General features: G+C 71.9%; 25 protein-coding genes and 1 pseudogene. 11 read left to right on the top strand and 15 right to left on the bottom strand.

Features of this window, described 5'->3' with window-relative positions:
* The first annotated feature begins 74 nt into the window (after nt 1-74).
* Nucleotides 75-541: pseudogene (locus KUM39_RS05425) on the top strand (ATP-binding protein).
* Between the two features lie 12 nt (nt 542-553).
* On the opposite strand, the gene KUM39_RS05420 reads toward KUM39_RS05425, so the two are convergent.
* The gene (locus tag KUM39_RS05420; RefSeq protein ID WP_217784212.1) at nt 554-2,242 is read right to left on the bottom strand and encodes an aminotransferase class I/II-fold pyridoxal phosphate-dependent enzyme; all 1,689 of its coding nucleotides are present in this window, start codon (nt 2,240-2,242) and stop codon (nt 554-556) included.
* 283 nt (nt 2,243-2,525) lie between these two features.
* Here KUM39_RS05420 and KUM39_RS05415 point away from each other — a divergent pair, with 283 nt between their 5' ends.
* The 3 genes from KUM39_RS05415 (at nt 2,526) to KUM39_RS05405 (ending at nt 4,508) form a co-directional block, all read left to right on the top strand.
* The gene (locus KUM39_RS05415) at nt 2,526-3,179 is read left to right on the top strand and encodes an SCO2400 family protein (protein WP_217784211.1); all 654 of its coding nucleotides are present in this window, start codon (nt 2,526-2,528) and stop codon (nt 3,177-3,179) included.
* A gap of 538 nt (nt 3,180-3,717) precedes the next feature.
* Nucleotides 3,718-3,945 (top strand): hypothetical protein, encoded by a 228-nt coding sequence (locus tag KUM39_RS05410; protein ID WP_217784210.1) that lies wholly within the window; start codon nt 3,718-3,720, stop codon nt 3,943-3,945.
* A gap of 170 nt (nt 3,946-4,115) precedes the next feature.
* Entirely contained in the window at nt 4,116-4,508 is a 393-nt protein-coding gene (locus KUM39_RS05405) for a hypothetical protein (protein WP_246619601.1), read from the top strand.
* 94 nt (nt 4,509-4,602) lie between these two features.
* Here the strand turns inward: KUM39_RS05405 and KUM39_RS05400 are convergent, their stop codons facing one another.
* A complete protein-coding gene (locus KUM39_RS05400; RefSeq protein WP_217784244.1) occupies nt 4,603-5,601 on the bottom strand; it encodes an NADP-dependent oxidoreductase in 999 nt (332 codons plus the stop codon).
* Nucleotides 5,602-5,705: 104 nt separating this feature from the next.
* Between KUM39_RS05400 and KUM39_RS05395 the strand changes: the two genes are divergently transcribed.
* Both KUM39_RS05395 and KUM39_RS05390 read left to right on the top strand, forming a co-directional pair.
* Nucleotides 5,706-6,140, top strand: coding sequence for a MarR family winged helix-turn-helix transcriptional regulator (locus KUM39_RS05395; protein ID WP_217784209.1), 435 nt, complete (start codon nt 5,706-5,708; stop codon nt 6,138-6,140).
* A gap of 112 nt (nt 6,141-6,252) precedes the next feature.
* Entirely contained in the window at nt 6,253-7,092 is an 840-nt protein-coding gene (locus KUM39_RS05390) for an EI24 domain-containing protein (protein WP_217784208.1), read from the top strand.
* Here KUM39_RS05390 and KUM39_RS05385 read toward each other — a convergent pair.
* From KUM39_RS05385 to KUM39_RS05375, 3 genes are all read right to left on the bottom strand, one after another.
* Complete coding sequence (locus KUM39_RS05385; RefSeq protein WP_246619600.1) at nt 7,034-8,311, bottom strand: pyroglutamyl-peptidase I; 1,278 nt, start codon at nt 8,309-8,311, stop codon at nt 7,034-7,036. The two genes, KUM39_RS05390 and KUM39_RS05385, sit on opposite strands and share 59 nt — an antisense overlap.
* A gap of 287 nt (nt 8,312-8,598) precedes the next feature.
* On the bottom strand, nt 8,599-9,564 hold the full coding sequence (locus tag KUM39_RS05380) for an aldose epimerase family protein (RefSeq protein WP_217784206.1): 966 nt from the start codon (nt 9,562-9,564) through the stop codon (nt 8,599-8,601).
* A 14-nt stretch (nt 9,565-9,578) separates the two neighbouring features.
* Entirely contained in the window at nt 9,579-10,484 is a 906-nt protein-coding gene (locus KUM39_RS05375) for an SGNH/GDSL hydrolase family protein (RefSeq protein ID WP_217784205.1), read from the bottom strand.
* A 234-nt stretch (nt 10,485-10,718) separates the two neighbouring features.
* Here KUM39_RS05375 and KUM39_RS05370 point away from each other — a divergent pair, with 234 nt between their 5' ends.
* Nucleotides 10,719-11,213, top strand: a complete 495-nt coding sequence (locus KUM39_RS05370) for a DUF3145 domain-containing protein (RefSeq protein ID WP_217784204.1) — start codon at nt 10,719-10,721, stop codon at nt 11,211-11,213.
* A 323-nt stretch (nt 11,214-11,536) separates the two neighbouring features.
* Here the strand turns inward: KUM39_RS05370 and fabF are convergent, their stop codons facing one another.
* The 5 genes from fabF to KUM39_RS05345 all read right to left on the bottom strand — a co-directional run bounded on the left by fabF (nt 11,537) and on the right by KUM39_RS05345 (nt 16,522).
* A complete protein-coding gene (fabF, locus tag KUM39_RS05365; protein WP_217784203.1) occupies nt 11,537-12,799 on the bottom strand; it encodes a beta-ketoacyl-ACP synthase II in 1,263 nt (420 codons plus the stop codon).
* A gap of 91 nt (nt 12,800-12,890) precedes the next feature.
* The gene (locus KUM39_RS05360; RefSeq protein ID WP_217784202.1) at nt 12,891-13,139 is read right to left on the bottom strand and encodes an acyl carrier protein; all 249 of its coding nucleotides are present in this window, start codon (nt 13,137-13,139) and stop codon (nt 12,891-12,893) included.
* Between the two features lie 108 nt (nt 13,140-13,247).
* On the bottom strand, nt 13,248-14,279 hold the full coding sequence (locus tag KUM39_RS05355) for a ketoacyl-ACP synthase III (protein WP_217784201.1): 1,032 nt from the start codon (nt 14,277-14,279) through the stop codon (nt 13,248-13,250).
* Nucleotides 14,280-14,294: 15 nt separating this feature from the next.
* Nucleotides 14,295-15,221 (bottom strand): ACP S-malonyltransferase, encoded by a 927-nt coding sequence (locus KUM39_RS05350; protein WP_217784243.1) that lies wholly within the window; start codon nt 15,219-15,221, stop codon nt 14,295-14,297.
* Nucleotides 15,222-15,310: 89 nt separating this feature from the next.
* On the bottom strand, nt 15,311-16,522 hold the full coding sequence (locus KUM39_RS05345) for a PucR family transcriptional regulator (protein ID WP_217784200.1): 1,212 nt from the start codon (nt 16,520-16,522) through the stop codon (nt 15,311-15,313).
* A gap of 88 nt (nt 16,523-16,610) precedes the next feature.
* Between KUM39_RS05345 and KUM39_RS05340 the strand changes: the two genes are divergently transcribed.
* The gene (locus KUM39_RS05340; RefSeq protein ID WP_217784242.1) at nt 16,611-17,258 is read left to right on the top strand and encodes a pirin family protein; all 648 of its coding nucleotides are present in this window, start codon (nt 16,611-16,613) and stop codon (nt 17,256-17,258) included.
* Here KUM39_RS05340 and KUM39_RS05335 read toward each other — a convergent pair.
* Both KUM39_RS05335 and KUM39_RS05330 read right to left on the bottom strand, forming a co-directional pair.
* A complete protein-coding gene (locus KUM39_RS05335) occupies nt 17,255-18,076 on the bottom strand; it encodes a serine hydrolase domain-containing protein (RefSeq protein WP_217784199.1) in 822 nt (273 codons plus the stop codon). The two genes, KUM39_RS05340 and KUM39_RS05335, sit on opposite strands and share 4 nt — an antisense overlap.
* A 72-nt stretch (nt 18,077-18,148) precedes the next feature.
* Nucleotides 18,149-18,640, bottom strand: a complete 492-nt coding sequence (locus KUM39_RS05330) for a GNAT family N-acetyltransferase (RefSeq protein ID WP_217784198.1) — start codon at nt 18,638-18,640, stop codon at nt 18,149-18,151.
* 97 nt (nt 18,641-18,737) lie between these two features.
* Between KUM39_RS05330 and KUM39_RS05325 the strand changes: the two genes are divergently transcribed.
* Nucleotides 18,738-19,202, top strand: coding sequence for a MerR family transcriptional regulator (locus tag KUM39_RS05325; RefSeq protein ID WP_217784197.1), 465 nt, complete (start codon nt 18,738-18,740; stop codon nt 19,200-19,202).
* Between the two features lie 42 nt (nt 19,203-19,244).
* Here the strand turns inward: KUM39_RS05325 and KUM39_RS05320 are convergent, their stop codons facing one another.
* The 3 genes from KUM39_RS05320 to KUM39_RS05310 all read right to left on the bottom strand — a co-directional run bounded on the left by KUM39_RS05320 (nt 19,245) and on the right by KUM39_RS05310 (nt 22,178).
* Complete coding sequence (locus tag KUM39_RS05320; RefSeq protein ID WP_217784196.1) at nt 19,245-20,096, bottom strand: DUF4429 domain-containing protein; 852 nt, start codon at nt 20,094-20,096, stop codon at nt 19,245-19,247.
* A gap of 90 nt (nt 20,097-20,186) precedes the next feature.
* Nucleotides 20,187-21,467 carry an alpha/beta hydrolase gene (locus tag KUM39_RS05315; RefSeq protein WP_217784195.1) on the bottom strand — a complete coding sequence of 427 codons (1,281 nt, stop codon included), beginning with the start codon at nt 21,465-21,467 and terminating at the stop codon, nt 20,187-20,189.
* Nucleotides 21,468-21,521: 54 nt separating this feature from the next.
* Nucleotides 21,522-22,178, bottom strand: coding sequence for a TetR family transcriptional regulator (locus tag KUM39_RS05310; protein ID WP_217784194.1), 657 nt, complete (start codon nt 22,176-22,178; stop codon nt 21,522-21,524).
* Nucleotides 22,179-22,418: 240 nt separating this feature from the next.
* On the opposite strand from KUM39_RS05310, the gene KUM39_RS05305 reads away from it, so the two are divergent.
* Both KUM39_RS05305 and KUM39_RS05300 read left to right on the top strand, forming a co-directional pair.
* On the top strand, nt 22,419-23,906 hold the full coding sequence (locus KUM39_RS05305) for an MFS transporter (protein WP_372455708.1): 1,488 nt from the start codon (nt 22,419-22,421) through the stop codon (nt 23,904-23,906).
* A 100-nt stretch (nt 23,907-24,006) separates the two neighbouring features.
* The gene (locus tag KUM39_RS05300; RefSeq protein ID WP_217784192.1) at nt 24,007-24,315 is read left to right on the top strand and encodes a small hydrophobic protein; all 309 of its coding nucleotides are present in this window, start codon (nt 24,007-24,009) and stop codon (nt 24,313-24,315) included.
* Nucleotides 24,316-24,443: the final 128 nt, after the last annotated feature.

The following is a 24,443-nucleotide window of genomic DNA, read 5'->3' as shown; positions in this document are numbered from 1 at the left end:
GACTGTGTACGCCGCCGCGGTGTACACGGGGCGAGTATGGCGCGCTCCTCCGTGCGCCCCTCAGAGTGGCCCGCATGACAGCACCTTCACCGGTGACCGTGCGTACGATCACCCAGCGGCTCAGTTCCACCCCGCGCGGTGCGCGGCTCGCACGGCGCCTTGCCGTGGCCCAGATGGAGAGTTGGGGCATTCCGTATACGAGTGGGCCCGCCGAGGCGGTCGCGCTGATCGTCGCGGAACTGGCCGCCAACGCGGTGACCCACGGGCGGGTCCCGGCCGGGACTTCGCCTTACGGCTGACGTACCTGCCCGGTGCCGTACGCGTGGAAGTGAGTGACACGTGTGCCGAACGGCCGCCCGGACCGGACGAGTTGAAGGAGCCGGGGGTGCTCGCGGACAAGGGGCGCGGGCTGCTGCTGGTGGACGCGATGGCGGACCGGTGGGAGGTCGTGGACCGGGAGTCGCCGGGGAAGACGGTACGCGCCGAGGTGGACGTGCCGTCGTGGGTGACCCGGGCGCACCGGAAGCCCGAACTGGCCTAGAAGCAGCCGCTGTTACGCCGTACCGGCCGCGTTGGGCCAGCTCTGCGCGTTGGGCCAGCCGGTGGCGGGGGCGGGGGTCAGACCGGACGGCTGGCCGGGGGTGGCGGCGGGGGCGGCCGGGGGCGCGGGGGCGGTCATCCCGCGTACCTGGGCCGCCGTGAGGCCGCCGCGCGCGGGGACGCCGGGCGGGGTGAGCCCGCTCGGCACGGCGGCGGCCGGGACCTGCTGGGGAACCAACGGGGGTGCCTGGACGGGGACTTGGGCCGGAACCTGGGGTGGCGTCGCGGCGGGCATGGGGGCCGGGGGAACGGGCGCCGGTTCGTGCGTGGCGGCCGGGGCGAGGGGTTGCGGGGTGGGAGCGGTCGCCGGCATCGGCATGCCGCCGCCTTGTGGGGGTGCGGCGGCGGGGAGTGGCATGCCGATACCGGCGGCCGGGGCCGTGGGGAGCCCCGGTACGGAGCCGGCAGCGGCGGCGGCCTGCCGCATGCCCGCTCCGTTGGTCGTGGTGTTCATCAGCCGGTCGATGGCGGCCGTACCCGCGCTGTAGGCGGTTCCTGCGCTCAACTCGGGTATGGCGGCAGGCTGTTGGCCGGTGCCGTAGAGGACCTGTTCCATGCCGGACACCAGGCGGTCCACGTCCGCCCTGGGGCGGACCACGAGTCTCAGGAAACGGCTGGAGGAGCCGATCTTGTTGCCGCACTCGCGGACCAGGACACGGTGTTCGGTGAGCATGCGGTCACGGACGACGGTGCCCTCGGCGCCTACGGGCAGCCGTACGAAGAGGAAGTTGCCCTGGGAGGGGTAGACCGTGAGGCCGGGCAGCATGGCGAGGCGGCCCGCCATCTCCAGCCGGTCGCGGCGCACGTGGAGCAGGCTCTGCACATACTCCGTACCGTGGTCGCGGAGCATGAACACCACATGCTCGGCAAAGGAGTTGAGGTTCCACTTCGGCAGCATCGAGCGGACGCGGCCCGCCAGTGCGGGGTTGGCGACGAGGTAGCCGAAGCGGATGCCGTGCAGACCGAAGTTCTTGCCGAGGCTGCGCAGCACGATCACGTTGGGCCGCAGGATCGCCTCCTGGGCCACGCTCGGATCGGCCTCCGCGTCCGCGAACTCCAGGAACGACTCGTCCACCACGATCAGGTCCAGGTCGGTCATCTCGTCCAGGAACGCGAGGACGGCCTGCTTGGGGAGGTAGCCCCCATCGGGGTTGTTCGGGTTGCACAGCACGGCGGCGCGGGTGCCGCGCGCCCGGATGAACTCGGCGTATCTGCCCAGGTCCAGGGCGAAGTCGTTCGCCTCCTGGAGCGGGAACATGTCCACCCGCTTGCCGGTCTCCATCGGCTGGTCGGTCCAGCGGCCGAAGGTGGGGACGGGGACAGCGAGGGACTCGCGGACCAGCAAGTGGTCGATCCAGGTGATGAGTTCGGTCGAGCCGTTGCCCATCGCCACGCACTGCGGCGGGAGTTGGAGCAGCGAGCACAGCTCGGCGGTGACCGTGTCGGCGCTGCTCGGGTAGTACGTCAGGATCTCGGGCAGCCGCGCCGCCATGTCCGCGAACATGGCCGGGGTCGGGAAGTACGGGTTGCAGGGGATGCAGAAGTCCAGCGGGCCCGACCCGTCGCTCTCCCGCGCCAGCGCCGCCATCGAGGGGCTGTGCGTCGCGGTGCCGCGGAACAACGAGGTGACGTTGTCAGGCAAAGGGGACCTCCGGTAAGGGGGCCCGTGCGGGGGGAGCACGGGCCGCCCTTGTGTACGCGGGCGCACGCGGTGGTGTTCAACTCGTGTGCTGTGTGAGGTGGTTCACGTGTGCGTGGGGGAGGGGTGGGGCATGTATGGGTCCGGTGCCGTGCTGGTGGGGGTACCAATGGGGTGAAGCGGTGACAGTTCCGCCACCGCGTTCCGGTACTCACTCACTCCCGCACCGAATCTTCACATGTGCGCCTAGGAAGCGGGCGCGCCGGGAATCTACTCTTCCGGCGTCATGGACTTCTGCCACCCGTGCCAACGGCACCTCAACGGCGCCCTGGCCTGTCCCGGCTGCGGCGCCCCGGCCCATCCGCCCACCGCGCCCGAAGAGGCCGCGGAGGTGGCGGCTGCCGTTCCCGACGATCCTCAGGACGAGATGTCCGAGGACGCCGGTGACGGGCGGCGCGACCGCAAGGCCGCCGCGCACCGGCGTCGTCGTCGGCGGGTCCTCCTCGTGGCCGGTGCGTTCGTCCTTGCCGGGGGTGGGCTGAGTCTCGCCGAACTCGGCACGGACGCGCCGCTGTTCTCCGACCAGAAACCGGCCACCGCCTCGCAGGCGCCGGTGGACTCCGGCGGGGTGACGGACCCGGCGACGGTGACTCCGGCCGACGCGCCCGCCTCCGGCGGTCCCTCCGTCACGCCCTCCAAGTCCGCGTCCCCCTCGGTCTCGACCTCCCCCTCCGCCTCCGACTCCCCCTCGGACACGGCCACTCCGTCCACCCCCGTGACCGGCTCCACCCCCACCCGGGACCAGGCCCCGCCCCCGCCCGCGGGCGGCCCCTCCACCACACCCCCTCCACCGCCCCCCAGCTCCGCCCCACCGTCCCCACCTCCCACCAGGCCAACTCCCACGAAGAGCTGCACCCAGGTGCTGTGGTGGTGCACGTGAGCGGTCGAGACCGGGTCCGACCGTTTTGACCAGGAAAGCTCCCGGGGTCGTGATCAAGCCATAGTGGAACCGGCGCTGCGTCACCCGCAGAGGCATGCGCAGAGCACGCACACAGCAAGTGCACAGAAAAAACTTGCCGGTTGGGCTTCGTCCGTCTGACGAGCCGTTTCGCCGATCGTCGCGTTCCCGCCAACGTGCTCGCCGCGCGCGGCAAATGGATCTACGGAAGCATGTTCGGTTCACGTACGATCGCCCGGCGCTCCTCGGGACCATGACCAGTCCCGCCGTGCGAGCGCGCATCTTTCAGCGGCCGGGGGAGCGTGGCCGTTCACGGGGGAGGGGTTCTGCCGCCGCGCCGCGAGAGCGGCCGGCCGCATTGCTGTATCCGTGAGCGGGGGCCTGCCTCGGCCGGTCGTCATGTGACCGAGGGGGACCCTTGCGTTCCAGATCATCCATGTTCTCAAGATCAGGGCCTGGCAGACGCAGACGGTTCGGCGTCTTCGTTCCGCTCGCCGCTGTTCTGGCAGCGGTAGCCACGTTGGCCGTTCCGCCCGAACTCGCCACGCGCCTGGCCGGGGCTCACGCGAGCGAGCGGCCGGACGACTGGTACGAGGACACCGCGGACGAGCAACTCCGCTTCGACCAGTGCCTGATGGCCGACGCGCTCAGGCTGGGCGGCCCGGGCATGTACACCTTCGCACAGAACGCCCTCAACCAGCCTTCCGGGAAGCTGCACGAACTGGGAAACCCCGGCCGAACAGTATGAGCTCGCTTACAGGGCTTGGCGCTCAGGCGACTGGGCGGCCACTCAATGGGAAATGGGGCAGATTGGATTTCAGACCCAGTTGGAGAATTTCGAGTGGCGCAACATTACGTTCTACAGCAAAGAGGGCAAGGTAGTGCACATCCCTGAGCCCGATTGGGGTGCTCTGAACAGTGGGAGCTGAAGTGATTCCGGGCTCGGCCGGTTCCGAGGTGTTCCGTTCGGACAGGTACTTCAAGGTGTGGCAGTACACCGTGGGGCACCGCCGGCTTCTGCTCCGCAGTAGCAGGGACATGCCGCCAGAGACGCGTATCGACATCCACTTCGGCAACGTCGGCCTCATGGTCCTGCGCCCCTATTACGAGGGTTTGGTAATTCGTCGGGCTGACGACGAGGAATGCATGAAAGTCGCCCTCGATTACGGCCTTGAGGTCCTTCCGGGCCGCCTCCATGTCCTGGGTGACGGACTGAGAAGCTTCGTCGTCTCCGGGCCCCCGCAGTGGCACGAGGACGAGGGGCGGATGGACGATCCCTCGTGGTTCGGCCGGATGAAGGGAACACACTGAAACACGCCGGGAGGCCCTTCCGGTGGAAGGGCCTCCCGGCACCGCCCGCTGGGGCAAAGTCCACCTGCGCCGCCAGCCCCGACGGACTCCAAAGCTAGAGGCGGACCAGCATCTTGCCCGTGTTCGCGCCCTGGAGGACGCCCAGGAAGGCGGGGACCGTGTTTTCGATGCCGTCCTCGAAGGTTTCCCGGTACTTGAGGGCACCCGAGGCGACCCAGGGGGCCACTTCGGCGACGAACTGGGGCTGAAGGTCGTAGTGGTCGCCGACGAGGAAGCCCTCGATGCGGCCGCGCGTCTGGATGAGCCGGGCGAGGTTGCGCGGACCGGGAGCGGGCTCGGTGTTGTTGTAGACGGAGATCATGCCGCAGACGGCGATCCGGCCGTGGAGGTTCAGGGACCCGATCGCGGCTTCGAGGTGATCACCGCCGACATTGTCGAAGTAGACGTCGATCCCGTCCGGCGCGGCGGCACGCAGCTGCTGGCTCACCGGCCCGTCCTTGTAATTGAAGGCCGCGTCGAACCCGTACTCCTCCACCAGCAGCCGCACCTTCTCGGCCGACCCGGCGGAGCCGATCACGCGGGAGGCACCCTTGAGCCGGGCGAGCTGCCCGACCTGACTGCCGACCGCCCCGGCCGCGCCGGAGACGAAGACGACGTCCCCCTCCTTGAGGGACGCGGTCCGCAGCAGCCCGGCGTAGGCGGTGAGGCCGGTCATACCGAGGACACCGAGGTAGGTCGAGAGGGGAGCCGCGTCCGCGTCCACCTTCACGGCCTGCTCCGCGTCGAGGACGCCGTACTCCCGCCAGCCGAGGAAGTGCAGGACGTGGTCCCCGACGGAGATCCCCTCCGCCTCGGAGGCGACGACCTCGCCCACCGCACCCCCCTGCATGACCTTCCCCAGCTCGAACGGCGCCGCGTACGACTTCGCCGCGCTCATCCGGCCGCGCATGTACGGGTCCACGGAGAGGTACTTGTTGCGGACCAGCACCTGCCCCGGCCCCGGCGCCGGAACCTCCGTCTCCACCAGGGCGAAGTCCTCCGGCTTCGGCCAGCCGACCGGACGGCTCAGCAGGTGCCACTCGCGGTTGATCATGACGCGCCTCTCGTGTGCTTCGGTCACTTCAGTTACTTCACTTCCTTAAACAACCGTGCACCTGAATATTTCATGCTGTCAAGTAATCGGGGTACGCTGTCGGCATGGCCACGCCCCAGAACCCCCGTCCGGACGAGCTGACCCTCGATGTCGTCCAGCTGATCGCCGAGGTGGTGGCCCGGTACCACGCGGACTACGAGGAGGCCGCCGCCGCGCACACCCTCACCGGTGCCCAGGCCCGCCTGCTCGGCCTGCTGTCCCTCGAACCGCTCCCGATGCGGAAGCTGGCACAGCGGCTGCGCTGCGAACCGTCGAACGTGACCGGCATCGTGGACCGGCTGGAGACGCGCGGCCTGGTCGAGCGCCGCCCGGACCCCGACGACCGGCGGGTCAAGCTCGCCGCCGTCACGGAGGAGGGCGGCCGGGTCGCCGGAGACCTCCGCGACGGCCTCCGCTTCGCCCGCGAACCCCTCGCGGGACTCTCGGCGGACGAGCGGCGCACCCTGCGGGACCTGCTGCGGCGGATGCTGGACGCGTGAGCCCGGCGCGCGCCGGACGCGCGGGCGTGCGTGTGCCGGACGCGTGAGGGTGCCGTACGGGTCGGTGCGCGCACGGGCCGGACCGTCGTGAACCGCCGGTAAAGTCTTGGCCATGCGTGATCTCGGGGCGGGTTTCGGTCATCTCCTCAACGGCCAGCGCTGGGTGGCCCGGCACGGCAAGCAGTACGGCTTCGGCCTGCTGCCCGGCCTGATCACCCTCGTCCTCTACGCGGCGGCGCTGACCGCGCTGGCGATATGGGGCACGGACGCGATCTCCTGGGCCACCCCGTTCGCCGACGACTGGTCCTCCCCCTGGCAGGGCCTCTTCCGGGGCCTGCTCACCGCCCTGCTCTTCGCGCTCGGCCTGCTGCTGGCCGTCCTCACCTTCACCGCCGTCACCCTCCTCGTCGGCCAGCCCTTCTACGAGGCGCTCTCCGAGAAGGTGGACGCCGACGTCTCGCCCGAGGGCACCGCCCCCGAATCCGGTCTGCCGTTCTGGCGCGACCTCTGGATCTCCGCCCGCGACAGCCTGCGCATCCTGGTCCGCGCCGCCCTCTGGGGCATCCTCCTCTTCGCCGCCGGGTTCCTCCCCGTCGTCGGTCAGACCGTCGTACCCGTCCTCGGCTTCTTCGTCACCGGCTTCTTCCTCACCGAGGAACTCGCCGCCGTCGCCCTCCAGCGCCGGGGTATCCAACTCCGCGACCGGCTGCGCCTGTTGCGCTCCCGCAAGCTGCTGGTCTGGGGCTACGGCGTCCCCCTCGGCCTCGCCTTCCTCGTCCCCTTCGTCGCGGTGTTCCTGATGCCGGGCGCGGTCGCGGGCGCGACCCTCCTCGCCCGTGAACTGCTGGGCGAGGAGAGCGAGTCGGGCCGGGCCCGGGAGGAGGCCCCGACGCTCAGCGCCGCTCCCGCCGATCCGTCGGCCCCTTCAGCGCCTCTCCCGCCGCGACCGTGACGACCGCCCGGACCTGGGCCACGATGTCCAGCCGGTTGCGCACGAAGTCCGGGTCGGTGACCGTACCCGTCGCCGGGTTCGCGTTGTCCGCGCCGAACTGCAGCACCGGCGTGTGCACATGCCCACCGGGCAGGGTGTCGTGCAGGCCGAGACGGTCGCGCAGCAGGGTCGCCCGGTACGCGATCTCGTTGGAGAGATAGTCACCCCCGCCGCCCGCGCGCGCCCGCGAACCGGCCGTCGGGCCGTCCGGCCGCACCACCGGCGCGGTCCCGCCCGCCGGGATCTCCGTCACCTCCGTGTGGTCGAACACCGGGAAGCGGCCGGTGCCCGCCGCCACGATCTCCTTGTACGGCAACGTGCTCGATGTCCACTGCGGCTGCGACGCCGGGTCCGTCACCGGTACCGTCCCCGTGGACGACGCGTTGTCGTTGTCCCCGAAGCCGCCACGCCACGCGCCGTTCGTCCGCTCGATGTCGAACCTGCCGATCCTGCCCTGGCTGACGGTCGTGAACAGGTCCAGCTTCGGCAGGTGCGGCCGCAGGGCCCGCTCCACGACCCCCTCCGCGAAGTCCGCCCAGCGGACCGGGAAGACGGCCGTCTCTATCCGGGCCGGACCGTGCGGGGTCTGGACCACCGTGCCGTCCAGGGCCAGCGCGCTCGCCCCCGACGGGTTCGAGATGCGGATGTCCCTGTCCAGGGTGAAGGGGTCGAAGCCGGTCAGGAGAATGCGGCCCTCGTGGTGGGCGGTCGGCCAGGTGAGGTCTGCCTGGCCGCGTGAGGTCCGATCCAACTGGGCCAGCAGCTCGCTCCGTTGATCCTCACTGAGCGCGAACTCGGCCTCCCAGGTGCGCACTTCCCTCGTCATCCCCAGCCGCGCCCAGTACAACGGCCGGTCGTCGTCCCGGCTCAGGTCGCCGCCCGCCGGGCCGCGTCCCTGCACCCTGTCCACCGCACGGCGCCAGAGTGCGGTTCCCTCCCGGCTCACCACGCGCTGTGCCTGGGCGTACGAGCGCGTCCCGCCGAGCGCTGCCGCGAAGTCCCCCGCGACCCCGTCGAACCCCGAGCGCCTCAGGATCTCCTGCGGCGCCGCCTGCTCCAGCCGCTGCTCCTCCACCGTGCCCACGGCAGCCGCCGGCCCCGGCTCCGCACTCGCCGTCCCGCCCTGACCCACCACTCCGCCCATCAGCACCGTCCCCGCCACCGCTACCGCCGTCCTCATCCGCGCCGTCGCCATCCTGAGTCCTCCATCGCCGTGGGGTACCGGGGGGTCGAGCCGCGGGAAGTATCCCCTCACCGCGAGAGGAACGCCACGGGGCGTACTGCTGCCCGCCAGGCGTGACGGACGGCGGCTCCCGGGGGCGCGGGGGAGATCCGAGGGACAGCCCCGCCCAGGTCGGTGGGCGGGCGGGTGTTGTGAAAGGTTCGTAGGGGGGAGTGGGGAATGGGGGTGGGGAGGTTAGCGTCGGGGTGGATGCCCCGGTCGGGACCTGACGGCTGGGCCGGGGCTCAGTTTCTCCACCCCGGGGCGTACGTCGTCCAGGACGCGTACCGCTCGCCCGGGCGCAGCTCCGTCGTCGGGAACGCCGGGTGGTTCGGGGAGTCCGGGAAGTGCTGGGTCTCCAGGGCCACGCCGGAACGCGGGGCGTGCGGCGGGGCCAGGTGGTCGCCGGTGTAGAGCTGGAGCCCCGGTTCGGACGTGGTGACGGTCAGGGTCCTGCCCGAGGCGGGGTCGTACAGCTCGGCGGCCGGAGCCGCACCCCCGTCCAGTACGTAGTTGTGGTCGTAGGGCGTCGTACCCAGCTCGCGGGCCGCGCGGAAGTCGAACCCCGTGCCCGTCACGTCCTCCAGGCCGCCGAGCGGGATCAGGTTCGCGTCCACCGGGGTGTAGCGGGAGGCGGACAGGCGCAGACGGTGGGCGGCGGTCGTCCCCGTGCCCGCGAGGTTCCAGTACGAGTGGTTGGTGAGGTTCACGACCGTCGGCGCGTCGGTCGTCGCCGCGTAGGCGACGCGCAGGGCGCCGGACTCCAGCAGCGTGTAGGTCGCGGTGACGTCCAGACGGCCGGGGAAGCCCTCCTCGCCGTGCGGGCTGACACGGTGGAGGCGGACGCCGTGCTCGACGGGTTCGGCGTCCCACACCCGCTTGTCGAAGCCGCGTTCGCCGCCGTGCAGGGAGTTGGGGCCCGCGTTGCGCGCGAGCGCGTACACCCGGTCGACCAGCGGGAAACGGCCGCCCGCGACGCGGTTCGCGTACCGGCCGACCAGAGCGCCGAGATACGGCTCGGGATGGCGCACGTAGCCGTCCAGCTCCGGAAAGCCCAGCACCACGTCCGCGACCCGGCCGTCCCGGTCGGGTGCTTCGAGCGACTGCACGATCCCGCCGTACGTGAGCACACGGACCCGGACACCCGCGCGCTCCAGCGTCCAGCGGTGCACTTTCGAGCCGTCGGAAAGTGTGCCGAAAAGTTCGCTCATGTGCGAACCCTAGGTCACGGGCTGTCCGCCGTGACAGTGCGGTACGCGATCTCGGCGAGGCGGGACTGGCCGTCAACGCTGGGGTGGAACCAGTCCCACTGGCTGAGCTGGCCGGTGCCGAAGCGGTAGTCGAACACCGCGTTCCCGTCGAACCGGCAGCGCCGGTCGCGGGCGCACACCTCGCGCAGCACCGTGTTGTACGCCTCCACCCGCTTCTCCACCCGGCCGCGGCGCGCCTCGGCCGACGCGGTCAGGTCGTCCGCGTCCCGCAGCATCGACGGGCAGATGCCGAGCTTCCACACCTCCTTGCCCAGCGGGTCCGCCCGCCCCTGCGACCAGAGCCGCAGCAGGTCCGGCACGCTCGACACGTACACCTGCGTCCTCGGCAGGGCCGTACGCAGGACGGTCATCGCCTTCTGGAAGCGCTTGCGGAACGCGGAGACCGACGTCATCGAGGACGCCGTCGCACGGCACGCGTCGTTCGCGCCGATCATCACCGTGACCAGCTCCGGGGAGTGGACCGCCGCCCGGCCGATCTGCGCCGGGAGGTCCGCCACGCGGGCGCCCGTCACCGCGTGGTTCCAGCCGCGCTCGGCCGCCGCGCGCGGGCCCAGCAGGCGTACGGCCAGACTCCGTACGCGGGGGTCGCTGCCCGTCGCCCACGACGCCTCGGGGCAGTCGGACAGGACCGCGCAGGCGTCGAAGCCCCGGGTCACCGAATCGCCCACCGCCGCGATGGATTCCGGGTGCGGGTTCCACAGGGGCGCGGAACGGGTGGGGGAGGGGCTCGCGGCGGTGTGTTTCGCGCCGGGGGCGCCGCCGGACGTGTCGCAGCCCGTGGCGGCCGTGAGCGTCAGCAGCGCCGTCGCGGCCGTGGCCCACAGCAGGCGGGCTCGTGGCCGGGTGCCCCGCTCTCGCATGTCCGCGCCTCTCGTCATGTCGTCGGGCGTTTCGTCCGCACCGCTTCCACCACGGGAACGGTGCACCCCCGTACAGGCGTCCCCCTGGGTGAATGGCCGGGGTTTCCGTACCGTCCGACCGACGGTACGTCACACTCCGCGCGCCGCCGCACGGTAGCCTCGGCGTCGTAGCGGCCGTCCTGCCACTGCCGCCCCGCCCGTCCGCAAGATGTCCTGTTCTGCCCGGAGGTTCCGGTGACGACACGTGGAGTTCTGTACGTGCACTCCGCGCCGCGCGCGCTGTGCCCGCACGTCGAGTGGGCTGTCGCCGGGGTGCTCGGTACGCGGGTCAGCCTCGACTGGATCCGGCAGCCCGCCGCGCCCGGCACCTGGCGGTCGGAGTTCTCCTGGCAGGGGGAGGCCGGGACCGGGTCCAAGCTCGCCTCCGCGCTGCGGGGCTGGCATCTGCTGCGGTTCGAAGTCACCGCCGAGCCGTGTGCCACCGCCGAGGGGGAGCGGTACAGCTGTACCCCTGACCTCGGCATCTTCCATGCCGTCACCGGTATGCACGGGGACATCCTCATTCCCGAGGACCGGCTTCGGGCCGCCATGCAGCGGAGTCGGGCGGGCGAGAGCGATCTTGAGGCCGACCTCGCCAAGCTGCTGGGCAAGCCCTGGGACGACGAGCTCGAGCCCTTCCGCTACGCGGGCGAGGGTGCACCGGTCCGCTGGCTCCACCAGGTGGTCTGAGGGCTCCTCTTCGGCGGGGGTTCGCTGCGACTCCCTTGAGGGGCGCGGGGATTACGCGCCCGGTGCGCGCCGACGGTTACTCGTGACGAGGCTGGTGTGCACTCCCTCAGGGGCGCGGGGAACTGCGCGACCAGCCACGTACGACGTGCACGCGAACGGCGTTGCAGCGGGCCGGGCGGAGCAATGGGCGCCGCTCGCTGGGAGGCGCCGCCGCGCCCACCCGTGCCGCCCCTAGCGGCACGCCTGCCCGCGGCTGGGTGGGATTGGCAACGGCCCGGTCCCCCAGGGGGACCGGGCCGTTTTCGCTTGCTGGGGCGACGGGGTCAGACCGTGCGGAAGGCCAGGACCACGTTGTGACCGCCGAAGCCGAAGGAGTCGTTGAGGGCGGTGAGGGGGCCCTCGGGGAGGGGACGGGGGGCACCGGTGACGATGTCGGCGTTGACCTCGGGGTCGAGCGAGGTCAGGTTGATCGTCGGCGGGGCCACACGGTTGACCAGGGCAAGGATCGACGCCACGGACTCGATGCCACCGGCACCGCCGAGGAGATGGCCGGTCATGGACTTCGTGGCGGAGATGGCCATGTGGTCCACGTCGTCGCCGAAGACCTTGCGGAGTGCCTTGATCTCGGCCACGTCACCCTGCGGAGTGGACGTCGCGTGCGCGTTGACGTGCGCGATCTCCGCCGGGTTGAGGTCGGTGCCGTCGAGCAGGTTCTGCAGGGCGTGCGCGATGCCGTTGCCGGAGGGCTCCGGCTGGGTGATGTGGTGGGCGTCGGCCGAGATGCCCTGGCCCACCGCCTCCACGTAGATCCGCGCCCCGCGCGCCTTCGCGTGCTCCTCGGACTCCAGCACGATGACGCCCGCGCCCTCACCGAGGACGAATCCGTCACGGCCCGCGTCGTAGGGACGCGACGCGCCCTCGGGGTCGTCGTTGTTCTTGGACATCGCCATCATGTTGCCGAACGCGGCGATGGGCAGCGGGTGGACCGCCGCCTCCGTACCGCCCGCGACGACCACGTCCGCACGCCCGGTGCGGATCATCTCGATGGCGTACCCGATGGCCTCCGCGCCCGAGGCGCAGGCCGACACCGGGGTGTGCACACCGGCGCGCGCGCCCAGCTCGATACCGACGTTCGCCGCCGGGGAGTTGGGCATCAGCATCGGCACGGTGTGCGGGGAGACACGGCGTACGCCCTTCTCCTTGAGCACGTCGTACTGGTCGAGCAGGGTGGTGACGCCGCCGATGCCGGAGGCGATGACCGCGCCGAGGCGGTCGGGGTTCACGGACGAGTCCTCACCGGCCCGCGCGGTGAACCCGGCGTCCTTCCAGGCCTCCTGAGCCGCGATCAGCGCGAACTGCGCCGACCGGTCCAGCTTCCGGGCCTGCGGCCGGGGGATGATCTCGCCCGGCTCCACGGCGATCTGCGCGGCGATGCGCACCGGCAGCTGCTCCGCCCACTCCTGGGTCAGCGGGCCGACGCCGGACTTACCGGCGAGAAGGGCCTCCCAGAAGGAGGCCACATCGCCACCCAGCGGTGTGGTTGCGCCGATACCGGTGACGACCACGGTGCGATTGGTCGGGCTCACGGGAATTCTTTCTCCAACGGATGCGGATGCGGGATTCATACGGCGCCACCGCCGGGTGGCGGGGCCGACGGGCACACGGCCCGAAGGTGACTCAGGCCTGGTGCTTGAGGATGTAGTCGGCGGCGTCGCCGACCGTCTTGAGGTTCTTGACGTCCTCGTCGGGGATCTTCACGTCGAAGCGCTCCTCGGCGGCGACGACCACCTCGACCATCGACAGCGAATCGACGTCCAGGTCGTCGGTGAAGGACTTGTCCAGCTGGACGTCCTCGGTGGGGATACCGGCGATCTCGTTCACGATCTCCGCGAGACCGGCGAGGATCTCTTCCTGGGTGGCGGCCATGTCGGGCGCTCCTTCTTCTTGGGGCAGACGTACTGCGGACGTACTGCGGACTGGGGTGGTGCGGCAGTTGGTGTCCCGTGCCGGATCACATGATCCGGCACGGAGTGCCTAGGGGAGAGTAACGACCGTGGCGGCGTAGACGAGACCCGCCCCGAATCCGATGACCAGCGCGGTGTCACCGCTCTTCGCCTCCCCGGTCGCCAGGAGCCGCTCCATCGCGAGCGGGATCGAGGCGGCCGAGGTGTTGCCGGTGGTGCGGATGTCACGGGCGACCGTGACGTGCTCCGGCAGCTTCAGCGTCTTCACCATCGAGTCGATGATCCGCACATTGGCCTGGTGCGGGATGAAGACGTCCAGCTCGTCCGGGGTGATCCCGGCCGCGTCCAGCGCCTGCTGGGCGACCTTCGCCATCTCGAACACGGCCCAGCGGAACACCGCCTGGCCCTCCTGCGTGATCGCAGGGAACTTGATGTTCCCCTCGCTGTCGAGGGGAAGCCCGGAGAGGTCACCGCTCCGGAAACGGTCCCACGGGACCGTCTGCTTGATGGTGTTCGACTTGTCGCCCTCGGAACCCCACACCGTCGGACCGATCGCCGGTTCCTCGGAGGGGCCGACCACGACCGCGCCCGCGCCGTCGCCGAACAGGAACGCCGTCGCGCGGTCCTCCAGGTCGGTCAGGTCGCTCAGCCGCTCCACGCCGATCACCAGGACGTGTCCGGCGGACCCCTCCACGACCAGGCTCTTGGCGAGCGTCAGGCCGTAGCCGAAGCCCGCGCAGCCTGCCGAGATGTCGAACGCGGCGGCCTTGGCGGTGCCCAGCCGGTCCGCGATCTCGGTGGCCACGGCCGGGGTCTGGCTGAAGTGGGACACGGTGGAGACGACCACGGCGCCGATCTGCTCCGCGTCGATGCCCGCGTCCGCGATGGCCTTCCCGGCCGCCTCGACCGACATCGCGGCCACCGTCTCCTCGGGGCCCGCCCAGTGCCGGGTCTCGATGCCGGAGCGCGACCGAATCCACTCGTCGGAGGATTCGATGTGCTCCAGGATCACCTCGTTGGGCACCACGCGGGTCGGGCGGTAGCCGCCGACCCCGAGGATGCGCGCGTACGGGGCACCCTTGCTGGGCTTGATCTTCGCCATGATCGGTACGGCTCCTCAGTCGTTGGCGTACTCGGAGACCAGCTCGCGGGCCGCTTCGAGGTCGTCGGGGGTCTTCAGGGCGAGGGTGCGGACACCGGGCAGCGCGCGCTTGGCGAGGCCGGTGAGGGTGCCGCCCGGGCACACCTCGATCAGCGCGGTGGCACCCAGTGCCTTGAAGGTCTCCATGCACAGGTCCCAGCGGACCGGGTTGGCCACCTGGCCGACCAGCCGCTCCAGCACCTCGGCGCCACCGGTGACGGCCGCGCCGTCCTTGTTGGAGACGTACGTGACCTTCGGGTCGCGCGGCTCCAGACCGGCCGCCGCCTTCGCCAGCACCTCGACCGCCGGGGCCATGTGCCGGGTGTGGAACGCGCCCGCGACCTTCAGCGGGATCACCTTGCGGACACCCTCGGGCTTCTCCTCGGCCAGCGCGGCGAGCTGTTCCAGCGTGCCCGCGGCGACGATCTGACCGGCGCCGTTGATGTTCGCCGGGGTGAGGCCCAGCTTCTCCAGGTGCGCCACCGAGGTCTCCGGGTCGCCACCGAGCAGCGCCGACATACCGGTCTCCGTGACGGCGGCGGCCTCGGCCATCGCCAGCCCGCGCCTGCGGACGAGGCGCAGCGCGGCGCTGTCGTCCAGGACGCCCGCGAACGCGGCGGCGGTGATCTCGCCGACGCTGTGACCGGCCACCGCGCCCGGCGCGACGGCGGCGACCCCGCCGAGCGCCTCGGCGGACAGCAGCCCGGCCGCGACCAGCAGCGGCTGCGCCACCGAGGTGTCGCGGATCCCGTCCGCGTCGGCCTGGGTGCCGTAGTGGAGGAGGTCCAGTCCGATGGCGTCCGACCACGCGGCGACACGGTCGGCGGCGCCGGGGAGTTCGAGCCAGGGGGTCAGGAAGCCGGGCGTCTGGGCGCCCTGGCCGGGAGCGACGAGTACGAGCACTCTCACACTCTCTCTTGGGGACGGCCACGGCCGCCCGTGGGGACAGGGACGAAGAACACGGGGGGCTTTTGTGGGCAGCCCACAAAAACCTAGATTTGGGCGTCTCCATCGGCCAGACGCCCGAGGATCAGCGCGATCCGCAGCGTGAACGCGGATCGTACATCCGATGGCGACCAGCCGGTGACGTCCGTCACACGTCGGAGCCGGTAGCGCACGGTGTTCGGGTGAACGAACAGCATGCGGGCGGCGCCCTCCAGGCTGCTCGCCTGCTCCAGATACACACTCAGCGTCTCCAGCAGCGCGGAGCCCGCCTCCTCCAGCGGTCTGTAGATCTCCTCCACCAACTGCTCGCGGGCCCCCGGATCACCCGCCATCGCCCGCTCCGGCAGCAGATCGTCCGCCAGCACCGGGCGCGGGGCGTCCTGCCAGGCCGAACACGCCTTCAGGCCCGCCGCCGCGGCCTGCGCGGACCGGGTGGCGGCCAGCAGGTCGGGCACGACCGGACCCGCGACGACCGGACCGGCGGCGAACGGGCCGATCAGCGACCGTGCCACGGCCAGCGGGTTGGAACTGCCGCCCGCGATCACCACCAGGCGGTCCCCGAGGACCCCGGTGAGCACCTGGAGCTTGGCGTGCCGGGAGGCCCGGCGGATCGCCTCCACCGTCAGCTCGCTGTCCCCGTCCGGGGCGGTGCCCAGCACCACGCACACGTGCTCGGGGGAGTTCCAGCCGAGTGCCGCCGCGCGGTTCACCGCGCCCTCGTCCGCCTCGCCGCTGAGCACCGCGTTCACCACCAGGGACTCCAGGCGGGCGTCCCAGGCGCCGCGCGCCTCCGCCGCCTGCGCGTACACCTGTGCGGTGGCGAACGCGATCTCGCGGGCGTAGACGAGGAGTGCCTCGCGGAGCACCGACTCGTCGCCGGGGGCGGCGACCTCGTCGATGGCGCTCTCCATCACCTCGATGGTGGTGCGGACCATCTCCACGGTCTGCCGCAGGGTGATGGCACGGGTGAGTTCGCGGGGGGCCGTGCCGAACACGTCCGTGGAGATCGCCTGGGGGGTGTCCGGGTGCCGGAACCACTCCGTGAACGCCGCGATGCCCGCCTGGGCCACCAGGCCGATCCAGGAGCGGTTCTCCGGGGGCATGGCCCGGTACCACGGCAGGGTCTCGTCCATCCGTGCGATCGCCTGGGCGGAGAGGTGGCCTGAGGAGTGCTCCAGGCGGTGGAGTGTCGCTGCGTGGGGGTGGTTCCTGTGCGGGGTCCGGTGGGGATCGGCGGGGTGGGATTCGGGTTCGGGCACGGGGACAAGGGTGCCTTATCGGGTGGGCGGCGTGTGCCGGAGGGTGCCGCGGGGCCCCGGGGGGTGGCAGCACTAGGTTGGGGGTGTGATGGAGGTGTGGCCCGGCGGGGCGCGGTACCGGGACGGTGCGGAGGGCATCACGTCCCTGCACGCGCTGTCCTTCGGTGCGCACTACGACCCCGACAACCTCCGCTTCGGCGCGCTGATCGCCGTCAACGAGGAGGTGCTGGCACCCCGTACGGGGTTCGACGAGCACCCGCACAGCCATACCGAGATCGTGACGTGGGTGGTGCGGGGGGAGCTGACGCACCGGGACTCGGAGGGGAACGTGAGCCGGGTGCGGCCCGGTGACGTGCAGCATCTGCGCTCCGCCGGAGGCGTCCGGCACGAGGAGTGCAACGACACCGGCGAGGAGCTGGTGTTCGTGCAGATGTGGCTCGCGCCCGGTGAGCCCGGCGGCACCCCCGCGTACACCGTCGTACGGGGTCTCGCGGACGCCACCCCGTACGCCGTGCCCGCCGCCGGTGCCCTGCTGCACGTCCGCCGTCTCGCCCCCGGCGACCGGACCGCGCTGCCCGACGCGCCGTACCTCTACGTGCACGCCGTGCGCGGGGAGACGGAGATCGACGGGGAGCGCCTCACCCCCGGCGACGCCGCCCGCGTCACCGACGCGCGAGCCCTCGTGGCACGCGCCCTCACCCCCGCCGAACTCCTCGTCTGGGAGCTGACCCGCTAACCCCGCAGCTCCGCCAGTACCGCGTTGGTGAACTCCGGCCATGCCTCGACCGCCCAGGGGCCGAAGGGGCGGTCGGTCAGGGTGACGCAGGCCGCGCCCGCCTCGGGGTCGGTCCACAGGAACGTACCGGACTGGCCGAAGTGGCCGAAGGTGCGCGGGGAGGACGAACTCCCCGTCCAGTGGGGGGACTTGGAGTCGCGGATCTCGAAGCCGAGACCCCAGTCGTTGGGGTTCTGGTGGCCGTAGCCGGGGAGGACGCCCTTCAGGCCGGGGTACTGCACGCTCATCGCCGCCGCGACCGTGCGCGGGTCCAGCAGCCGGGGCGCCTGGAGTTCCGCGGCGAAGCGCAGCAGGTCGTCCACCGTGGACACGCCGTCCTTCGCGGGCGAGCCCTCCAGCGAGGTGGCCGTCATGCCCAGCGGCTCCAGCACCGCCTGCCGCAGGTACTCCGCGAAGGGGATGTCCGCCGCCGCCGCGACGTGCTCGCCCAACTGCTCGAAGCCCGCGTTGGAGTACAGCCGCCGCTCACCGGGCGGCGCGGTCGTCCGGTGCTCGTCGAACGCCAGGCCCGAGGTGTGCGCGAGCAGGTGCCGGACCGTGGAGCCGGGCGGGCCCGCCGGTTCGTCCAGCTCGACCGCCCCCTCCTCGTAGGCGACCAGCACCGCGTACGCCGCCAGCGGCTTGGTCACCGACGCCAGCGGGAAACGGTGCCCGCCCGGCCCGTGGGTCCCGAGCACGGTCCCGTCCGCCCGTACGACACCCGCGGCGGCGGTGGGGACGGGCCACTTCTCGATCAGCGCCAGACTCTGCAACGACATGCCCGCGAGCCTAGGGCCTGCCCGAGCACTCCCGCCCCGCAGCCTCCCCCCGGACGCACCTCCCCGCGCCCCTCAGAACCTCAGCCGCATCGCCGGGTCGGGTTTCCGGACGAAGCCCAGGGACGCGTACAGCGGTTCCGCCTCCGCCGAGGCGTTCAGGTCCACGTGGGACGCGCCGGACGCCCGGAGCCAGGCCAGCAGCTCCGTGACGCAGGCGCGGGCGTAGCCGCGACGGCGGGCGTCCGGGTCGGTGGCCACGCTGAAGACGTGGCCCACCCGGCCCCCGGGGTTGTCGGCCCGGCCGATGCGGTACTCCACGCTGCCCACCGCGAGCGCCGCCAGCGCACCCGGACCGCCCGGACCGCCGGAACGCTCCGGGTGGTCCACCACGAAGGCCGCGAAGTCGCCGGAGTCGGCCAGGCGGGCGCGCAGCAGGGGGAGCGACGCGGTGTGCCAGGCGGTCGTACCGGGCGGGTCGTCCGGCCGTACCGAGTCGAGCATCACCTGCCGCAGCCGCAGCACTTCGGCGGCGTCCTCGGGCCCTGCCCGTCGTACGAGACTCATGCCGTCACGGTATGAGGACCGGGCCGCCGCCCGCCGCCGGTTTTCTTACCGGGTCCCGCTTGCCTGGAGTGCACTCCAAGGCCATAGCGTGGAGGCCATGACGGTGATGCACACCACGCCTGCCGGCACCGAGCGGACCACCCCCCTCGACCACTGCGCCCCACCGCCCCGGCAGCACCCCCGCCCGGACGGCAAGGACCACTACACGATCAGCGAGGTCGTCGCCTTCACCGGGCTGACCGCCCACACCCTGCGCTGGTACGAGCGCATCGGCCTGATGCCGCACGTGGACCGCTCGCACACCGGCCAGCGCCGCTACACCAACCGGGACCTGGACTGGCTGGACTTCGTGACCAAGCTGCGGCTGACCGGGATGCCGGTGGCGGACATGGTCCGCTACGCCGAGCTGGTCCGCGAGGGCGAGAGCACCTACGGCGAACGCCAGGCCCTGCTGGAGTCCACCCGCCGGGACGTCCTCGGCCGGATCGCGGAACTGCGCGGCACCCTCGCCGTCCTCGACAAGAAGATCGGCTTCTACGAGCAGGGCGCCGCCGCCCACTGAGGGCCCGGCCCGACCGGACACCGAGCGCCCCGGGCGGGCTCCCTACAGCTCCGCGAGCAGCTCCGCCTTCTTCGAGGAGAACTCCTCGTCCGTCACCAGTCCCGACCGGTGCAGCTCCCCGAGGTGGCGGATGCGCTCCGCGATGTCCGCCGGGTCGCGGCGGGCCTGCCGGGGGACGGCTGCCTTCGGCGCCCGCCTGCGGACCGCCTCCAGGACGGCCGCCGCGAACGGCAGCGACTCGTGCACCTGCCCGTAGCCGAGCCCGAAGACGATCGCCGCCGGGTTCCGGTCCGGTGGCGCGTGCGGCGCGTCGGGGTCCTCGCCGCGCGACAGCAGCCGCAGATGCCCCTCCCGGGCCTGCGACGCGCGCCATTCCACCCCGCCGAGGTCCGCGACCGCGAAACTCCGGTCGCCCGCCTTCCACTTCTCCGACGACGCGCCCGTCCACGACCAGCGGAACCGCACGGTCGTCCCGTCGAACGACGCCTTCCCGTCGTACGCCTTGAAGGCGAGCGGCGGTTCCGGCGCGGCGACCAGGAAGCCGTCGGCGGGCCCCGGCGGGCCGAGCAGCCCGCTCAGCCTCCCGGCGGACTCCTCGGCCGGTACGGCACGCTCGGCCGGGAGCACCAGACGGTACGGGTCGGTGCCCTCACCGAGCTGTCCGGCCGCCGCCTCCGCCAACGGGTCGGCACCGGCACGCGGCACCATGCGCAGCGCCACGGCACCCCGCCGGGCCGGGCCCAGGGAGACCCGCTCGATCGCGGCGAACGGCACCCGCCGCTCACCCAGCGCCTGGAACAGCTTCGGTGTCCGGATTCCCCGTTCGTAGCGGATGAGCACGGAGTCGGACCCGAACTCCCAGACGGCATGAAAACCCGCCAGTACGTCACCCATGCGGCTCATCGTATGCGGCACGTCCTTCTCCGTCGCCACCCTCGCGGACCGCAATTCCTGCTGTTTCCCGATCCGTTTGCCCGGCCGCCTCTACGCGCGTCCCGCCCGTGCGCCGTCCACTGTGCTGTGGGCCGTGCCCCTCGCCGTGTCCTTCGCCGTGTCCTTCGCGGCGGTGTCCGGCAGGCCGTCCCGGCAGGCGTGGCCGTCCCCGGCGCACGTCACCTTCGCGTAGTCACCGACGCCGACGTCCGCGAAGTTGCGCAGGCTGTCGGTGCCCGGCTGGAAATAGCCCGCGTGCCCGCGCGCCCCGGCGGCCGACAGCACCCGCGCGCCGAACGCGGGGGAGACCGGGTCGGCGCCGTGGCCGAGCCCGCCCAGTTCCAGATAGGGCACGTCCCGAATCCAGTCCGTGGGGTCGCGCATCGCCCACACATGGGCCGGGGTGCGCAGATGGGACGCCTCCGCGACCCGCATCCCGGGACTCGCGGCCACCGCCACATCGGTCACCCGGTGCGGCAGCGCGTGCGCGGCCACCCCGCACAGCACCGAGCCGTAGCTGTGGCAGAACAGCGCCACCGGCGCCCGGCCGGGCAGCGCCCGCAGCAGCCCGTTCAGCCGTACGGCGCCCTCGTCGGCGCGCATCGCGGTCGCCGCGTCCACCCCGAGCCCGTCCGGCGCGGTGTAGTCGGCCCACGCGATGACGGCCGTACGGGTGCGGGGGCTCGCCTTCCGCTCGGCCGCGTACAGCGCCTGTGCCATGCCGACCGGCGCGGTGTACCGCTTGGCGCCGGTGCGCTCGAAGGTCAGCAGGTTGGTGTCCACACCGGGCACGACCAGGGAGATCCGCTCGGCGCGGTTCAGGCTGCCGAACACCTCCGCGACCCGGCCCGCCCCGGTGGGGTCGAAGGAGAGAATCCGCCGTCCCGGCGCGAGCAGCGCGTCGTACCGGGCCACGGTCGCCGCGGCGTCCTGCTGCCCGGCCTCGCTGAGCCGGTTGTCGTGGACGCGTTCGCGCTCGGTGACGCGGGCCTGCCGGAGCGCGACACGGTTGGCGCGGTAGCGCAGGGTCACCGGGGCGCCGTTCATGTTGCCGACCGCGAAGGGATAGCGGTCGGCCAGCGTGTCGCGTTCGCCGGTGGTCAGCCTGGCGAAGAACCGGGCCAGCTTCGCGGGGGCGGCCTGCGGGTCGGGCAGCGGGTGCCCGTGCACCCGGCCGTGCCGCCAGTCGGCCAGCGACGCCTGCACGCCACTGGTCTCCCGGTGGCTGTGCAGCGCGGTCCAGCCGGTGGTCGCCAGCATCACGAAGACCACGGCCATCGCGAGCAGCATGCGGCCGACGTTGAGTTGCGGGGAGGTGTCGAAGGAAGTCACTGGGAGGACACACTAGGAGAACGGGACGGTCTCGCGTTAACCGAGTGACCGGTGTCACGTTTCGCCGGTGCAGGCCCTCGCGTGCGACTCGCCCCAGTGCCCGGTGAGCGCGGAACCGACCTGATCGAGGTAGGCGGCGGTCAGCGTCTTCATCGCCTCCGGACTGCCGTCCTCGCCGGTGCTCCACTGGCGTTCGGTGACTCTTATCACCCCGCCGAACACCGCGACCGCCAGCCGGGGGCGCGGATCGGTGTCCGCGTCCACGCCCTCACGCTCCGCGAGCACCCGCACGATGGTGTCCTCGGTCGCCGCCGACCGCCACAGATGGGCGGCGAGCAGCGCGGGCGTGGCCTCGATCACCCGGAACATCCGCAGGTACAACTCGACCGGGACGGCCTCCTCGACCTGCTCCCGGATCGACTCCCAGCCCTCCAGCACGGCCTGGCGCAGCGCCTCCATCGGGGTCTCCCGCGCCGGGCGGGCCCGCAGCGCGGCGAGGAAGTGCCGCTCGGTGAGGTCCTGCGCCGCGAAGGCCACGTCCTCCTTGCCCGCGAAGTAGCGGAAGAAGGTGCGCTGCGACACCTCGACCGCGGCGGCGATCTCGTCCACGGTGGTGCGGTCGTACCCCTGGGTGGTGAACAGTTCCAGCGCCGCGCGCAGCAGCGATTCACGGGTGCGCCGCTTCTTGCGCTCCCGCAGTGTCTCCGTCAAAGCCTCTCCCGGGTGTACGAACCTCCAGCTCAATCCATTGTGCCGGTGTCGTGTCAGTTACCGGCTTGTGAATTGGTTTGTCAACTGTCAGTCGCTGACACTAGCCTCGTCGGTATGACTAGTCAGACCACCATCGACGGCCCGGCGGACCGGACGCCCGACGCCCCGGCGGAGCCGGTCCCCGCCCCGGGACTGCGCGGCCATCCGTGGCTCACCCTCATCACCGTCGCCGTCGGCGTCATGATGGTGGCCCTGGACGGCACCATCGTGGCGATCGCCAACCCGGCCATCGCCAAGGACCTGCACGCGAGCATCTCGGACGTGCAGTGGATCGCCAACGCCTACTTCCTCGCCCTCGCGGTCTCCCTGATCACCGCGGGCAAGCTCGGTGACCGCTTCGGCCACCGCCAGACGTTCCTCATCGGCGTGACCGGCTTCGCCGCCGCGTCCGGCGCCATCGGGCTGTCCCACAGCCTTGCCGCGGTCGTCACCTTCCGGGTCTTCCAGGGTCTGTTCGGCGCGCTGCTGATGCCGGCCGCGCTCGGACTGCTGCGGGCGACCTTCCCGGCCGAGCGGCTCAACATGGCCATCGGCATCTGGGGCATGGTCATCGGCGCCTCCACCGCCGCCGGTCCCGTCCTCGGCGGTGTACTCGTCGAGCACGTCAACTGGCAGTCGGTGTTCTTCATCAACGTGCCGGTCGGCGCCCTCGCGCTCGTCCTCGGTCTGCTGATCCTGCTGGACCACCGCGCCGAGAAGGCCCCGCGCTCCTTCGACCTGCTCGGCATCGCCCTGCTGTCCGGCGCGATGTTCTGCCTGGTCTGGGCGCTCATCAAGGCCCCCGCCTGGGGCTGGGGCGACGGCCGCACCTGGGGCTTCCTGGTCGCCTCCGTGCTCCTCTTCGCGCTGTTCGCCTACTGGGAGACCCGGACCGCCGAACCGCTGATCCCGCTCGGCCTGTTCCGCTCCGTCCCGCTGTCGGCGGGCGTGGTGCTGATGGTCCTCATGGCCATCGCGTTCATGGGCGGCCTGTTCTTCGTCACCTTCTACCTCCAGAACGTGCACGGCATGAGCCCGATCGACGCCGGTCTGCACCTGCTGCCGCTCACCGGCATGATGATCGTCGCCTCGCCGCTGGCCGGTGCCGCGATCACCAAGGTCGGCCCGCGCATCCCGCTGGCCGGAGGCATGATCGCCACCGCCGTCGCCATGTACGGCATGTCCACCCTCAAGGTGGACACCGGCAGCGGCGTGATGTCCATCTGGTTCGGGCTGCTCGGCCTCGGTCTCGCCCCGGTCATGGTCGGCGCCACCGAGGTCATCGTCGGCAACGCCCCGATGGAGCTGTCCGGTGTCGCCGGTGGTCTCCAGCAGGCCGCCATGCAGATCGGCGGCAGCCTCGGCACCGCCGTGCTCGGCGCCGTCATGGCCTCCAAGGTGGACGCCGACCTCGCCGGGAACTGGGCCCGCGCGGGCCTGCCCCCGCTGACCCCGGCCCAGCTCGGCCAGGCGTCCCAGGCCGTCCAGATCGGTGTCGCGCCGGTCTCCAAGGAGATGCCGGCCGCGATCATTCCGAAGGTCACCGCCGTCGCGCACGACACCTTCATCTCCGGGATGAGCCTCGCCTCGCTGGTCGCGGCGGGCGTGGCCGTGGTCGCCGTGCTGGTCGCGCTGTTCACCAAGCGGGGCGTCAACGCCGGGGCGGGCGCGGGCGTCGGACACATCTGACCTCGGCACCCGCGCTCGTACGGGCCCCCCGGTGTTCCGGGAAAACCGGGGTACCCGTCTCCTCGGTGGAGCCGAACGGTCCACGACGAACGAGGAGTTGATGATGACGGGCTTCGGGAACGGAACGCGCGGACACCCCCGCTCACGCGGCCGGACGTGGCAGCGGACCGGGCCGGACCGCGCGACCCTGGGCATCATCGGCACCGTCTGTGCCGTGGCCGGCTTCTTCGCCCTGGGGATCGTGCTCGGTCCGGTGGCGATGTTCTGCGGATGGCAGTCGATGGGCCGCAAGTGGTCGCCGAACCACTCCGTCCCGGCCGTGATCGCCCTGGTGCTGGGCGCCATCGACACCCTGCTGGCCGTCATCGCCCTGGCCGGGGCGGCGACCTGGGGCAACGGGCTGCTGTAGCGGCCCGCCGACCTCACCCGGCGCACGGACGTTCCCACCGTCCGCCCCGCCGAGGGAAGCCGGGAGACAAAGGGGGCGGCCGGGCTGTACAGCCCGGCCGCCCCCTTCCTCATGCCCGCCGGCCCGCG

The organism is Streptomyces corallincola (assembly GCF_019104725.1).
Taxonomy (GTDB): Bacteria; Actinomycetota; Actinomycetes; order Streptomycetales; family Streptomycetaceae; genus Streptomyces; species Streptomyces corallincola.
Note: the sequence above shows the minus strand (reverse complement) of the source record. Positions and strands in the feature narration are given on the sequence as shown.

Coding starts and splice junctions, on each gene's coding strand:
- KUM39_RS05300 (WP_217784192.1), top strand. CDS start 24,007: ATGATGACGGGCTTCGGGAACGGAACGCGCGGACACCCCCGCTCACGC.
- KUM39_RS05375 (WP_217784205.1), bottom strand. CDS start 10,484: ATGCGAGAGCGGGGCACCCGGCCACGAGCCCGCCTGCTGTGGGCCACG.
- KUM39_RS05330 (WP_217784198.1), bottom strand. CDS start 18,640: ATGAGTCTCGTACGACGGGCAGGGCCCGAGGACGCCGCCGAAGTGCTG.
- KUM39_RS05415 (WP_217784211.1), top strand. CDS start 2,526: ATGGACTTCTGCCACCCGTGCCAACGGCACCTCAACGGCGCCCTGGCC.
- KUM39_RS05305 (WP_372455708.1), top strand. CDS start 22,419: ATGATGGTGGCCCTGGACGGCACCATCGTGGCGATCGCCAACCCGGCC.
- KUM39_RS05400 (WP_217784244.1), bottom strand. CDS start 5,601: ATGATCAACCGCGAGTGGCACCTGCTGAGCCGTCCGGTCGGCTGGCCG.
- KUM39_RS05320 (WP_217784196.1), bottom strand. CDS start 20,096: ATGGGTGACGTACTGGCGGGTTTTCATGCCGTCTGGGAGTTCGGGTCC.
- KUM39_RS05325 (WP_217784197.1), top strand. CDS start 18,738: ATGACGGTGATGCACACCACGCCTGCCGGCACCGAGCGGACCACCCCC.
- KUM39_RS05390 (WP_217784208.1), top strand. CDS start 6,253: ATGCGTGATCTCGGGGCGGGTTTCGGTCATCTCCTCAACGGCCAGCGC.
- KUM39_RS05360 (WP_217784202.1), bottom strand. CDS start 13,139: ATGGCCGCCACCCAGGAAGAGATCCTCGCCGGTCTCGCGGAGATCGTG.
- KUM39_RS05385 (WP_246619600.1), bottom strand. CDS start 8,311: ATGAGGACGGCGGTAGCGGTGGCGGGGACGGTGCTGATGGGCGGAGTG.
- KUM39_RS05335 (WP_217784199.1), bottom strand. CDS start 18,076: ATGTCGTTGCAGAGTCTGGCGCTGATCGAGAAGTGGCCCGTCCCCACC.
- KUM39_RS05380 (WP_217784206.1), bottom strand. CDS start 9,564: ATGAGCGAACTTTTCGGCACACTTTCCGACGGCTCGAAAGTGCACCGC.
- KUM39_RS05340 (WP_217784242.1), top strand. CDS start 16,611: ATGGAGGTGTGGCCCGGCGGGGCGCGGTACCGGGACGGTGCGGAGGGC.
- KUM39_RS05395 (WP_217784209.1), top strand. CDS start 5,706: ATGGCCACGCCCCAGAACCCCCGTCCGGACGAGCTGACCCTCGATGTC.
- KUM39_RS05355 (WP_217784201.1), bottom strand. CDS start 14,279: ATGGCGAAGATCAAGCCCAGCAAGGGTGCCCCGTACGCGCGCATCCTC.